The 13717-nt window shown below is 46.9% G+C and carries 11 protein-coding genes; 3 read left to right on the top strand and 8 right to left on the bottom strand.

The features are described from left to right. Nucleotides 1–13: 13 nt before the first annotated feature. From AC6B99_RS23690 to AC6B99_RS23670, 5 genes are all read right to left on the bottom strand, one after another. Nucleotides 14–895: a carbohydrate ABC transporter permease gene (locus AC6B99_RS23690; protein WP_056041507.1), complete on the bottom strand. Its 882-nt coding sequence runs from the start codon at nt 893–895 to the stop codon at nt 14–16. 95 nt (nt 896–990) lie between these two features. Further along, nucleotides 991–2316 (bottom strand): ABC transporter substrate-binding protein, encoded by a 1326-nt coding sequence (locus AC6B99_RS23685; RefSeq protein ID WP_496664372.1) that lies wholly within the window; start codon nt 2314–2316, stop codon nt 991–993. Nucleotides 2317–2426: 110 nt separating this feature from the next. Beyond that, nucleotides 2427–3215, bottom strand: a complete 789-nt coding sequence (locus AC6B99_RS23680; RefSeq protein WP_494879393.1) for a response regulator — start codon at nt 3213–3215, stop codon at nt 2427–2429. After that, entirely contained in the window at nt 3190–4971 is a 1782-nt protein-coding gene (locus tag AC6B99_RS23675) for a histidine kinase (RefSeq protein WP_494879395.1), read from the bottom strand. Before AC6B99_RS23675 ends, AC6B99_RS23680 begins: the two co-directional genes overlap by 26 nt. A 375-nt stretch (nt 4972–5346) precedes the next feature. After that, nucleotides 5347–6720: an aldehyde dehydrogenase family protein gene (locus AC6B99_RS23670; protein ID WP_494863031.1), complete on the bottom strand. Its 1374-nt coding sequence runs from the start codon at nt 6718–6720 to the stop codon at nt 5347–5349. Nucleotides 6721–6852: 132 nt separating this feature from the next. Here AC6B99_RS23670 and AC6B99_RS23665 point away from each other — a divergent pair, with 132 nt between their 5' ends. The 3 genes from AC6B99_RS23665 (at nt 6853) to AC6B99_RS23655 (ending at nt 7820) form a co-directional block, all read left to right on the top strand. Beyond that, the gene (locus AC6B99_RS23665) at nt 6853–7188 is read left to right on the top strand and encodes a DUF1904 family protein (protein WP_494863033.1); all 336 of its coding nucleotides are present in this window, start codon (nt 6853–6855) and stop codon (nt 7186–7188) included. A 162-nt stretch (nt 7189–7350) separates the two neighbouring features. Continuing rightward, nucleotides 7351–7503 (top strand): DUF1540 domain-containing protein, encoded by a 153-nt coding sequence (locus AC6B99_RS23660; protein WP_074905010.1) that lies wholly within the window; start codon nt 7351–7353, stop codon nt 7501–7503. 8 nt (nt 7504–7511) lie between these two features. Further along, entirely contained in the window at nt 7512–7820 is a 309-nt protein-coding gene (locus tag AC6B99_RS23655) for a cysteine-rich CWC family protein (RefSeq protein WP_496664371.1), read from the top strand. Nucleotides 7821–7843: 23 nt separating this feature from the next. Here the strand turns inward: AC6B99_RS23655 and AC6B99_RS23650 are convergent, their stop codons facing one another. The 3 genes from AC6B99_RS23650 to AC6B99_RS23640 form a co-directional block, all read right to left on the bottom strand. Continuing rightward, nucleotides 7844–9949 carry a putative bifunctional diguanylate cyclase/phosphodiesterase gene (locus AC6B99_RS23650; RefSeq protein ID WP_496664370.1) on the bottom strand — a complete coding sequence of 702 codons (2106 nt, stop codon included), beginning with the start codon at nt 9947–9949 and terminating at the stop codon, nt 7844–7846. A gap of 25 nt (nt 9950–9974) precedes the next feature. Next, complete coding sequence (locus AC6B99_RS23645) at nt 9975–12443, bottom strand: EAL domain-containing protein (RefSeq protein WP_494879399.1); 2469 nt, start codon at nt 12441–12443, stop codon at nt 9975–9977. 113 nt (nt 12444–12556) lie between these two features. After that, complete coding sequence (locus tag AC6B99_RS23640) at nt 12557–13708, bottom strand: response regulator (protein ID WP_056041403.1); 1152 nt, start codon at nt 13706–13708, stop codon at nt 12557–12559. Nucleotides 13709–13717 lie beyond the last annotated feature (9 nt).

The raw sequence follows: 13717 nt of genomic DNA, 5'->3' as shown, positions 1-13717 counted from the left end.
GAAGTCTTCCTCCTTACGAGTATTGGATCGTATCCTTTGAGGCCGTTAATTTGCGAATGACCCAAGTGACAGCCAAACAAATAACCAGCAGAAAAAAGCCGATTGCGCTGCCATATCCAAAATCGTAGGCTCGAAACGCTTCATGATACATGTACGAGGCCATAACTTCACTTGCCCCATTGGGACCTCCATCTGTCATAACAAAGATCAAATCAAAATATTTCAATGAGCCCACAACAGCCAGTACAATCGTTACTTTAATTACTTCCATCACAAGCGGCAGCTTAATCATCCAAGCAATTTGCAGGGCATTCGCTCCGTCAATTTTGGCTGCTTCCTCAAGTGACGCCGGGATGTTTTTCAGAGCCGCATAATAAATCAAAATATAAAAACCCGCATACTGCCACAAAATCGGAATAAATAAGGCATACAATACGAGCGATGGCTCAGCGAGCCATGCGGGAGGATTGGCAAAACCAAGTGATTCCAGCATGCTGTTCAGCACGCCGTTAGTTGGATGATAAATTCTGAGCCAAAGCTGCGCAATCGCTACCGAAGATAGAAGCATAGGGATGAGATAGATTTTGCGAAATAAATTCGCTCCGTTAATTCGCGCGGCTAACACCATTGCTACAATAAGGTAGAGCAGAAGGCTTATTCCCGAGAAAACGGCAAGCAGCAGAGAATGCCACGCGCTGTTCCAGAAAGTTGTATCCTTGAACAACGCGAGGTAATTATCCAACCCAACAAAGGTCATCGCACCAATGCCATTCCATTTATTCAAGCCATAATAAGCGGTTAAAACAATCGGAATGTATACAATAGCTAATATTAATAACAGAGACGGCAGCACATATAAAGCAATTATTTTTTTGTTAGAAAGCACTTTGTCCAAATGGGCCGACTCCTTTCCTTCATAATGAATGAGCGGAAGACATATTGGAGCCATGCCCACAGCTATGTCTTCCACCGATCAATCTCAGGGGGCGATTATTTCCCTTCGGAAATGGCTTTATCATGCTCTTCCGAGAATTTCTCAGGTGTCACTGCCTTTCCAAACAGAGCTTGAATCATATTCAGATGAGTTTCGGCTGCACTCGCCTGCATTTGAACATCTGCAAACAAGGTAATGCTGCTTGCTTGATTCATTTCGTTAAATAAATCAATGTAAAGCTGCGGCAGCTCCATGCTGGATGTATCCACTTTAGTCGCAGGAATAACGCCTGCACCCGTCACCGCTTGCTCTCCCCACTGGGTTACAAAGTATTCGATGAATGCTTTCGCTTCCGCTTTTACCGCAGAATTTTCGGATACGAATAGACCGACACCCGGACCGCCTACCCAGCTGTTAATGTCACCTTTTCCGCCCTCAACTTTCGGGAATTTAAAGAAACCAACACTGTCACGGAATTCTTTTTGGATATCTTCATTTGTCGTAAAGTTTGGCAGCTCCCATGTGCCCATCATATACATAGCAGCTTTGCCATTCAGAAACTCCGACTTTGCTTCCTCATTGGACAAACCGTTGAAACCCTTCACGAATGCATGGCTGTCTACCAGTGTCTGTACTTCAGTCGCTGCTTGCAGCAATCCTTCGTCTGTAAAGGCTCCTTCGCCGTTTATCGCACCGGATAATGTCTGCTGCCCGGCGATTCGATCAGCTAGGTACATATACCAGAGCGAACCCGTCCAACGGTCCTTGTTGCCAAGCGCAATCGGCGCGATTCCATTTTCAGAAAGTGTTTTTGCAACAGCCTTTAATTCCTCGTAGGTTTGCGGGATTTCAAGCTTGTATTTCTCGAATATGGATTTATTATAGTAAACCGGAGCAATGTTGAATTCAAGTGGGAGCGCATACGTTTTACCATCAATCGCATATGCCTCTGTCGTACCGGATACGAACTTGCCGTTCAGCTCGCCGCTAAGCAAGTCGTCTACAGGTGTAAACAGCTTTCCTTCCACGTACGGCTGCAAGAACCCGGCCGCCCACGTTACACCGACATCCGGCAGTTTATTGGATGCCGAAAGCACCTTCAGCTTGTTTTTATATTGCTCGTTATCCAGCACTTCTTGCTTGATCGTCACATTCTTATGCTCATCCTGATAGGCTTTAATTATTTGATTTACGATTTTGTTTTGGCCTGCTGACACACCCTCTGGCCATAAATGCATAAAGTTAATCGTAACCTGCTCACCGCTCTCGCCTGCTGTCTCCTTACCGCCGCTGCTGCTTTCATTACTGTTTGTGCCGCAGCCAGCTGCTACCAGAACCAGACAAAACGCCAATAAGAGCATCAATCCTTTTTTCTTGAACACGTTTACATCCCCTTTAATTCTAATGTAAGCGTATTAAATCCGCTTTAATTAAATTGTAGCAACACTGTTCGCAAGCCGTAAGGATATAAGCATTGGGAGTAATACCATAATTATTGGATACTTTTTTCTGAATTAGAGACGCTTTGACGATACTGGCTTGGACTAGTGCCCTCTATGGAACGAAACACTTTGACAAAATATTTTGCTGTTTGGTAGCCCACCTGCTCTGAAATTTCTGCTATAGAGTCTCTCGTATTGACCAGCAGCTCCTTAGCCCGCTGCACTCGTCTGCGACTCAAATAATCGCTGAAGGTTAGACCTGTCTGCTCTTTAAATAGAACGCTGAAGTAGCTCGCATTCATATGCAAATGGTCTGCAACTGCACGCATGGTTACCTGCTGGCTCAGATGATCATCAATATGGCGCAGCGCTTCACGCACCTGAATGCTGTACTGCTTCTCCTCTTGCACCGTCCCCAGTAATTTGGGGTCAAAAAGTTTCTGCATTCTTACCATCCTGCTTATCTCTTCTTCCCTCTTCAAAGCCAGCTCGACTGCCTGCACTAATTTTTCTTTAACTAATGGCTTTAGCAAATAAGAGACGACCCCAAGCTGGAGCGCTTTCTGAGCGTAATCGAATTCAGGATGCCCGGAAATAACGATAACCACAGGGGGAGGTGTCAGATCGCCTAATCGTTCGACCAGCTCCAGGCCACCCACCTCCGGCATTCTAATATCGGTTACAAGCAGATGAGCTTCATTTTGCTGTAACCAAGCTAAAGCTTCCACCCCGCTGGATGCCATTTCGATCCGATGCCGGCCGCAGGACCACGCTTCCAGCGTTTTACGAATCCCCTGCCTTGTTCTAGGTTCATCATCCACGACTAAGATGGTCTTCATCTCTTCCATTCCCCTCCAATCTATCAGGTATTTCAAACGTAACGGATGTTCCGCGACCAGGCTCGCTCTCAATACTCATCCCGCTTCCAGCCGCATGATAATAAAGCCTCAATCTTCGCTCCACATTTGACATGCCAACACCTGTACCTTTATTGCTGCTCCCATAACCTTCTTTCATGAATGCCTGAAGAGACTCTACTGCGGCGGCATCCATACCCGGTCCATCGTCCGTTATCATTACTCGCATAAACCCTTCCCGATTTGAAGGCTCGGCACGAAGGACGACCGTTCCCGGCCCGACTCGCTGCTCGACTCCATGCAAGATAGCGTTCTCTACGAGCGGTTGGATTAATAGTTTGGGCACGGGTACAGTTCTGCACGCCTCTGCCGCCTCTATTCGCCACGACAGTCTGTCCACCATTCGCATCTCCATAATTCTTAAATAACGCTCCGCATGATCCAATTCATCACCTATCGTAACCCACTCATCATCTTCCGTTCGGTTGATTACATAACGAAACAAGCCTGACATGGCAAGTACGACTTTCGCAAGGTCCTCTTCCCCTTTATCATCAAGCTCCCAATAGAACGCTTCCAATGTGTTAAACAGAAAATGAGGATTAATTTGGGCTTGGAGCGCTTTCAGTTCTGCTCGACTCTGTATAATTTCCTTCTGGTAGACGACCTCAATGAGCTCATTCAAGGAATCGACCATTTGGTTATATGTATGGTTGAGCTCATTGATTTCCATAGTTGAGGAGGTATTCGGGTTCGCCTTCAACGTGCCAAATCTAGCACCCCGCATCGCTTTAATCAAGTTTAATATCGGTCTGGTAATCATCGTTGACAAAATAAAGCTCAATACCAGAAACAACAACCCCCCGACCGCACCAGATACAAGAATAGCAGTCCGTAGAACTGAAATGCCTGCCGTTGCATAATTTACAGGTGTCAATATCGCCAGCTTCCACCCCGTTTCCTTCGATTGCTGCTCAATCGCTATATACGATTCATCGCCCACCGTAATCGCTTCTCCACCATGATCAAGAATATTTTCCTCCCTTGCATCCACAGCTAAATCCGAAAAAATTTCTTGGCCCGCTCCATCAAATAAAGCCATATGCTCCCGCGTTTCATTCTCATTTTCCGCTACGGCATTTGTAAGCTCAAAATAGCTTTTTTCAATATGAACGACCAAATAGCCAGCATGAATGAAGGAACGGTCCACTAAGCGAATATGGCGAATAGCAACGACAACGTTTGCATCCTGGGGGTCAAAGCCAAGCCATACCAAGCGACCTTTGCCGTTATCTGCTTGGTCAATCCACTCCTTCGGCACCCGGCTTTCCAGACTAATGTCATCTAGCGGAAACAGCCTTCTATAATCACTGCTGTACATTTCAAGCGCTCGGATGCCCGTGACATATGCTTCATATTTCCGCGCTTCCTGCTGCAGCGACTGACGCTCTTCAAAGCGGATCGTATTGCCAAATATCTCCTCTGTCAATAATCGCTGGATAGACGCATTCGTAGCCACCTGCGCGGTAAGCGTATCGATTTGTCCCAGAAGCACATCAAGCTTCCCCATAGCTTGAACCGCGGTCTGTTGAATATGCTTCTCCGCACTGTTTCGCAAGAGCACGGATACCTGACCATACGTAAAGTAGCCGACCGATGCCAGCACGATAACCATTACAAGCATAAATCCAATTAATATTTGATTGCGCAGCGTATTCAACTGTCCTAGCTTCTTCAAGAGATACATTCCTTTCTATCGTCACTTTATCGAAACTACTTGAATAAGCCGTCACTAATAGGGGCTTGCTGCAATTTTAGCTGATTCTCAAAAAATGCTATGGAGTTAGCTTCACGATACGACCTCATTTCCATCCTATTGTTTGTTCGTATATTCTACTTTGTTTTCCATAAATTTAATATAGATAGTAATTATACAGTAATTACAAGGTTTAAATTTTCTGTTTGCTTTCCGAATATTGTATAGCTTCTAAAACCGATTTCCGCTAACATTTTTGACTAGAGAAATCATTATTTTGCAAATCGCTTTAGAACAGTACCGTTTTCGTAGTATTAAAAAAAACCTCCTAAAATTCAGGAGGCTTTACGATTGCAATTATCTGAGCAGCTTGCGTATCAGCTTCTTGCCCCACTTGGACGTCGGATAGCGGAAAGGCATATCAAAGCGCGTTGTTTGTTTAAGCAAGCTTTTCTGATGAGAGAAAGTATAAAAGGTTTTCTCCCCGTGATAGCTGCCCATGCCGCTGTCTCCCACTCCGCCAATCGGCAAATGCGGCGATGCCATATGCATTAAGGTATCGTTGATGCAGCCGCCACCAAACGACAGCTCCCTCGTAATCCGGCGCTGCACCTCCGTGCTCTCTGTAAACAAATACAGCGCTAACGGATGCGAACGCGCGGCAACGGCCGACATAACCTCCTCAATCGATTGAAACGTCATAAGCGGAAGCAAGGGGCCAAAAATTTCTTCCTGCATAACTGGCGCCTGCCAATCCACACCTTCCAGTACCGTTGGCGCAATGACCCGGCGCGCAGCATCCTTGTCTCCGCCAATTATAATGCGCCCGTCGTTCATAAAGCTGGCAAGCCTCGCGAAGTGCCGATCGCTAATAATATGCGTGTAGCTGTCATTATGGAGCGGCTCGCTGCCATACAGCTCTTCAATCGCAGCCTTCAGCAGCTTGACGAAGCGTTCCTTTACTTCTTGATGAACGTATAAGTAATCCGGTGCAACGCAGGTTTGTCCAGCGTTTGTAAACTTGCCGAATGCAATCCGCTTCGCTGCAAGCGCCAAATTCGCATCTTTATGCACGATGCAGGGGCTCTTGCCACCCAACTCCAGCGTTACCGGCGTCAAATGCTTGGCAGCTGCCGTCATTACGATTTTGCCAACGCCAACGCTCCCGGTAAAAAAGATATAATCAAGCTTCTCTGCCAGCAGCTCCGTGCTAACCTCGGCATCGCCAAGTACTGTCGCAGCCCACTCCGGCTCAAAGGCTTCTGCTATGATCCCTGCCAGGGAGTCCGCAACATTCGGCGCCAGCTCCGAAGGCTTCAAAATGACGGTATTGCCTGCTGCAATCGCTCCAATAAGCGGAACAAGCGCCAACTGGACCGGATAGTTCCATGGCGCAATAACGGCTGCAACGCCATAAGGCTCCGAAATGACTTTGCTCGTACTGCCAATATGCGTCATTGCTGTCTTAATGCGCTTTGGCTTCGCCCAGCCTCTTATATGCTTAATCGTATGCCTAAACTCCGTATAGATGAGGCCAAGCTCCATCGCATACGCGTCAAACTCCGATTTATTCAAATCCGTCTTTAAAGCTGCAAGCAGCTTCTGCTCATGCCTTTGCATCACCTCGCGCAGCTTTTCGAGCTTCTGAATGCGCGCCTCAACCGAGCGTGTCTTGCCGCTCTCGAACCATTGTCGCTGCCTAGCAACGACTTCAGCCACCGTTATTGCCATCGTTGTCCAACATCCTTTCCTTGCAATGAACCCCCGCTAAATAGGAATTTCTGTTAAGATAAAGATAACTTGCTTTATAGTAGACTGCAAGTTATGCAATTTAAAATGACGAACTAGAAGGAGAACTTTCATATGCCTCATTTATTATTTCGCGGTGTGCCTGCACCTAGCTTGCGCAGCATCGCGCCTGAGCTTGTTCAAGAGCTCGCTGTCCTCTGTGATTGCGGAGTAGATAATTTCACTATAGAGTGCCTCGCAACCACTTCCATTTATGGAGGACTTGCCGATGATTGTTCGTTTCCTTTTATTGAAATTGGCTGGTTTGAACGCGGACAGGAGGTTCGGGACCGCTTTGCCGCTATTGTTCACCGTTACATGGAGAGGCTTGAGTTGGCGGAAGCAGAAATCGCCTTTCGTACCTACAGCGAGAATGCTTATTACATAGAGGGCAAGCCTTTCAGATCCTGATAAATCAGGCCAGCTGCAGGAGTGGACAGGTTGTAAATGATGGTTTCATTTGGTAAGATAGACGGGTAACTATCTACAAAGCACAAATAACCCCTTACGCCAATAAGAGGTCAATAAGCTTTATATTTGTGCACCGACTACTAACCATGGGAGGTGATAGTAATGGCTAAAGACGTATTGTGCGAAGTCGACTCTTGCCGTCATTGGGTAGATGACAACAAATGCAGCGCTTCATCAATCTATATCGTCAGCAATAGCAGAGATGCTGCACACGAAGCTAGCGAAACAGATTGCCGAACTTTCGAAACGAAATAACTGATCTGATGGAAGGGATGTTGCGGTCCCTTCTTTCTTTATGTATTTTACCAATAATGATTATTATTATCAAGTGTTTTATAGAAATTTTTTTTACCCTTAGAGGAAAGGGGCTTACCGCCTTGAAAAAATGCCCATTATGCGGCGGACCGGGTGGCTGCGCCATAGAAGCGGGGCAAGTGCCCCACTCCTGCTGGTGCTTCCGGGAGCGCGTTCCACAAAGTCTGCTTGAACAAATTCCGCCTGCACAGCGCAACCAGTCATGCGTCTGCCAAAACTGTGTCCTACAAGCTAAAGCCGACCTTCAATTGGATTAAACGCTGCCACAACCAAACTGCCGTTAATGCTTCAATTCGCCCCATATGCCATCATTTTCCTCTTGGATCGCTAAATACTTTTCCTCCAGCACCTGAGCCGGCAGCGGACGGCAATAATAGTAGCCTTGAATTTCCTTGCAGTCATGACTGGTTAGAAAATCGAGCTGCTCCTTCGTTTCAATCCCTTCCGCGATTACTTCCAGCTTTAAATGCTTGGCCATGGAAATAATCGTGGCGACAATCGCTTGATCGCTCTCATCCGTTGTAATATCTATGATGAAGGAACGGTCAATTTTCAGCTTATATATTGGATAATGCTTTAAGTAGCTGAGCGAGCTGTAGCCCGTCCCGAAATCATCGAGGCTGATTTTAACACCGCAGCTATTTAATTCATTTAATATTCCAATGGAATGCGAGGCGTCCATCATCATGCTCTCGGTAATTTCCAGCACTAGAAAGCTCGGATCAAGCCCCGTTTCTTCTAAAATAACATGAATTTGCTGAACCAGATTTGGCTGAAGAAACTGTCTTGCCGATAAATTGACGGATACCGATGCGAAAAAAAAGCCCTCATCATGCCACTTCTTCATCTGCCTGCAAGCCTCGCGCATCGTCCACTCGCCAATGCTGTAAATCAAGTCGCTTTCCTCAGCTACCGGAATAAATACACCAGGCGAGATTATGCCTTTTATTGGATGCTCCCACCTAATCAGCGCTTCGACGCCAATCATCTTATTGTCAATGGAGCTAATTTGCGGCTGGTAGTACAATCTAAATTCCTCGCGCTCCATCGCCTTGCGCAGCTCGCTCTCCAGTTCCAGCCTGAGCTGAAGCTGCTCATTAAATTCATACGAATAAAACTGATACCCGTTTTTACCGTTGCGCTTCACTTCATACATCGCGGTATCGGCATTTTTGAGCAGTTGTACCGTATCCTGTCCATTGTCAGGGTAGACGGCAATTCCAATGCTGACCGTCGTATAAAAATCGCTGTCCTTCAGTCGGTAGGGCTGCTGAATAGCAGCGGTAATCCTTCCTGCGAGCAGACCGAGCTGCTGCTCATCCTGAAAGCGATTAATTAATAACGTAAATTCATCTCCTCCCATTCTGGCTACTAAAGTTTCACTGTCTCTTACACAAGATTGAATACGACAGCCCATCTCCTTCAGGAACACATCCCCGTAGGCATGTCCAAGTGAATCGTTAATATTTTTGAAACGGTCAAGGTCAAGTACCATAACGGCAAAACGGGAAACCTGCTTGCTCCCCTCGCTAAGACTTGCACTGCTTCGCTCAATCATTTTCGACAGCTGTTGGTTGAAATGGGAGCGATTCGGCAAACCGCTTAAAGAATCATGAAAAGCCTGGTGAATCATATCACGCTCCGCTTTTTTTCGGGCGCTATTATCGCGGATGATCGTCAATACGGCTGGACGGCCGTTATGGTCAATCATTTTGCTCATCGTTTCAACCTCAAAAACCTCATCGCGAAAGCTAATAAGCTGAATTTCTTTAATATTGGTACGCTGCTTCGTCTTATACATCATTTTTATGCGCTTAGCTACATTGTCCCAATCGCTAGGATGAATAAACTGAAAAATATTCTGGCCAAGCAGCTGTTCACTGCTCCCGCCAATCGTCTGCTCAGCCACATGGTTGATGAAAACAATTTTTGAGTCCTGATGAATGACAATCGGATCTAAGTATATGTCCAGCAGCTCGTTGTAACGCGCCCTAATAGCCTCGCTTTCCATCTGCTGCCTAATCGATTCCGAACGATCCCGAATGAGAAGATGGCTGCCTAAGCTGCTGTTGCTGGCATCATAAGGGAGCTTGTACAGCTCCCAACTGATAACTCCCCCTTCCGAATCGTCAAAATATAAAAAATGACGCTCCGAACAGGTGCCATCTGGCCGGCTCAAAAATTGCTCAAGCCTTGCGCCCTCCTCCTTCGTTATCCGTCTCAGCTCTGACAATCTGGCTCCCGGAAGCAAATCGCGGATAGCCCCCCGCTGATATTGTTTAGCAGCCTCATTCATATGAAGAATGACGCCATTTTCTCCGATTGTAATGATCGGCTCAGGAAACTGCTTGTACATATTCGGCAAAGATTTCTTCCAATAGTCCACCTTATCACCTCCGCTCTCTGTTGAATCAGGAATGAAATGCTGTTTTCTCTTGGCGACCAGGTATGAAAAATTCCTCTTCTACATCAATAGCGGACAAAGGACGGCTGAAATAATAGCCTTGTATTTTCTCGCAGTCCTTGTCAGTTAAAATGTCCAGCTGGGCTTTCGTTTCAATGCCTTCGGCAATAACCTCCATATTTAAATGCTGGGCCATGGAAATAATGGTGGATACAATCGCCTTATCGTTGTCATTTTCCGTAATATCGCGAATAAAGGAACGATCGATTTTCACCTTGTGAATCGGGAACATCTTCAAATAGCTAAGCGAGCTGTAGCCCGTTCCAAAATCATCGAGACTAATTCGCACGCCAAAATCATTGAGCTGGTTCAAAATCGCTGTCGATACCGAGGCGTCCATCATCATGCTTTCGGTAATTTCCAGCTCCAAAAAATGCGGCTCAAGCCCCGTCTCCCGCAAAATATCCTTCACGTATTCGGCCAAATAAGGCTGATGGAATTGCTGGGAGGATAAATTGACCGAGACTGGGATGAGCGGCCCGCCCGCTAAATGCCATTTGCGCATTTGACGGCAGGCTTCCCGGAGCACCCAGGTCCCCAGCTCGTAAATAATGCCCGTCTCCTCCGCAATCGGAATAAATATGCCTGGAGACAGCACGCCTTTCGTTGGATGGTTCCAGCGGACGAGTGCCTCGACCCCAATCATGTGCTCATCCTCGGCTCTTATCTGGGGCTGGTAATACAGCTCAAGCTCGCCCAGCTCCACCGCTTTTCGCAAGTCGCCTTCCAGCTCGATTTTATTGCGCAGCTTGTCGTTGAGTTCGGCCGAATAATACTGAAAGCCATTTTTTCCTTTTTTCTTCACTTCGTACATTGCCGTATCTGCATTTTTTAGCAATTGGCTCGTATCCGTCCCATGCTGCGGATATAAGGCGATGCCGATGCTGGCCGATACATAAAAGTCGCTTTCCTTGAGACGATAGGGAAGCTGGATCGCATGAATAATTTTCTCGGCAATTTCCGTCACAATGCCTGAATCAGAATGAGGCACCAGCAGGGTGAATTCATCACCGCCCATTCTGGCAAGCATCACATTATAACCTTCTACACTTCTGCTGATTCGGTTGCCCATTTCTTGAAGAAACAGGTCGCCATAAGAATGGCCGAGCGAGTCATTAATCATTTTAAATCGATCGATATCAAGCACCATTACAGCGAAAACAGAATCGTCTTCCCTTGCTGCCTCGCTTGCCGGCTTCGGTCTCTCAATTTCTTCATCCAGCACTTGATTGAACATTCTGCGATTCGGCAAGCCTGTCAGCTCATCGTGAAACGCCAAATACCTTACCTTTTCCTCCGCCTGCTTCTCCTCTGAAATATCTTTGGCGATGACATAAATACCTACAACTGCATCGCCTACAACAACCGGAGCACTTACAACGCTAATATCTACGCGCTCCTCTCCATTTCGCAAGATGGCAGAGGTATAACGCTGAGCCTCGCCCTGAAAAGCTTTCGTAAACATCGCTACTGTATGATCAAGCTGGTCTGGCGTAATATAGGGCAAAAGCAGATTTATAGGCTGATTGAGCAACTGCTCGCTTTTTAGACCTGTAATTTCGAGTGCCATTGGATTGAAGCCAATAATCTGGCCTTGAATATTAACCGAAATAATGCCATCCAAATTGTTGTCGAACAATGACTTGTACCACTTCTCATGCTCATCGAGCTGCGTTTCCTTGCTCTCCAGCCGTTTGGAGATAAACAGAACGACCAGCGACATCATGCACGTAATCAGCGTTCCAGCAATAATGACATAAGCAAGCAGCTTAGTAGCCAGCACCATTTCAAAAAAGATCGCCGTTTTGATTTCCGAGCTGAACGTTGCCGCCATCATTCCGGTGTAATGCATGCCCGCAATGGCCGCTCCCATAATCATGCCAGCGCTAAGCTTTTTCCAAAGCATGACCTGCTTGCTCGTTTTACGGAAATAAAATACGAGCCATAAAGCGGTAACGGATGCGGCAAACGCAATAAAAATAGAAAGCAGAAACAGCAGCGGATCATAATGAATCTGAATCAGCATAGCCTCCATGCCTACAAAATGCATAACCGACACGCCGGTGGCCAGCAGCAAACCTCCTGCCAGCAGCCTGCCGATTTTCAATTCATCCCTTCCAATGACATACAGCGCAATGAATGCGGCTACAATGACGGCGAGAAGGGACAGCAGTACGACGATCAGGTCATAGGCTACGACGATTGGCAGGGAGAAGGCCATCATGCCGACGAAATGCATCGACCAAATGCCCATTCCCAAAATAACGGCGCCAATCGTAATGCCCAGCCAGCGCTTGCGGCCACCGGAAATACCGACCTTCTCGGCCAGATCCAGAGCTGCAAACGACGCTAGTGCTGCAATAATGTAGGAGAAAATAATCAGTGAGCTATCATAGGTGCCATGGAGATGCCCCATTTCTTTCCCTCTTTTCAGTTGGTAAATATTTGAATTTTCAGTAAATTTAGTCCATGATAATGAAAGATTAAAAATCTTCGTATAGACGGAGCAGCTATGCAATGGCCTTTCGCTTATTGCGCCGACAAACGCTGGCTATGCTTGTATTGCCATTGCTCGTACCATTGCTGTACCAATGTCAGCGGTTCGGCATCAAACTCCTGCCTCAGCATCTTCAGCAGCTGTTCGTATTGCCGCTGCACAGCAAACCGCTCATTCATTCGGTCATACAAGCGCATCAGATCAAAATAAATCTGCTCCTCGGAGGGCAGCTGTTTTTGAATGAGCAAATATTGCTGGGCCGCCTTTGCCTCATTGCCAATGGAATCAAAATGCTGGGCAATGTGCTGGGCATGGCGCAGCCATACGGTGCGAAGCCGCCGACGCTCCCTTTCGGCCCATTCATACGAATATTCCAGCAAGTAGTCGCCAGGATACATTTCCAGCATCTGCTGATGCTGTTCCAATGTTTCATCTGTTAACGGAGGGATTCTCTTGATTTTCCGTTCCCACTCCTCCGTATCCAGCAGTACGCCATTCAAATCGAGCGTGTAGCCCTCATCACGGTTAACGATTCGGATACCGACACCCTCTTCACGCATGATTCGCCGAATTTGATAAATCGCTGTATACAGCTGGGAGGTGCCTCTGCGCCATTCGATTTCCGGCCACAGCTGATCCAGCAAATCTTGCTTGCGAATCAGCTTCCCGCGATGCTCCAGCAAATAGGCGAAAAGCTCCTGCGCCTTCAAGGTTTTCCATTTGAGCGTAGCGCTCTCATCGCCCTTCGGCCCGATTCGCAGCGATCTAAAGCAGTGAATCATTTTAGCTGGTCCAGAAGCCGGCAGCACAGCAGGAGGAGCAATCCGAGCCCGCTTTAATAGCCGTTCAACCGTCATGCACAACCGCTCATGGCTGAATGGCTTCATTATATAATCATGAGCGCTAAGCTCGAATGCTTTCACCGCATATTTCTCTTGCTCAGTCAGGAAAATAAGCATAACTTCTGGAAATTGCTGCATCACTTGCTCTGCAAGCTGCATCCCGCCATGCTCCTGCATATCGATATCTAAAAATAAAGCGATCGGAGGATCGGCTAAAATATGCTGAAGCGCCAGCTCAGGATTGGAAAAGCTTCCCACAACATCAATGCCCCCAATTTTGCCTAACTCCTCTTCCAGGAGCTTGAGCGTAAGAGGCTCGTTATCTACCAATATAGTCTTCATGTTTTTGTC

The organism is Paenibacillus liaoningensis (genome assembly GCF_059609455.1).
This window is presented reverse-complemented; position numbering and strand designations above follow the sequence as displayed.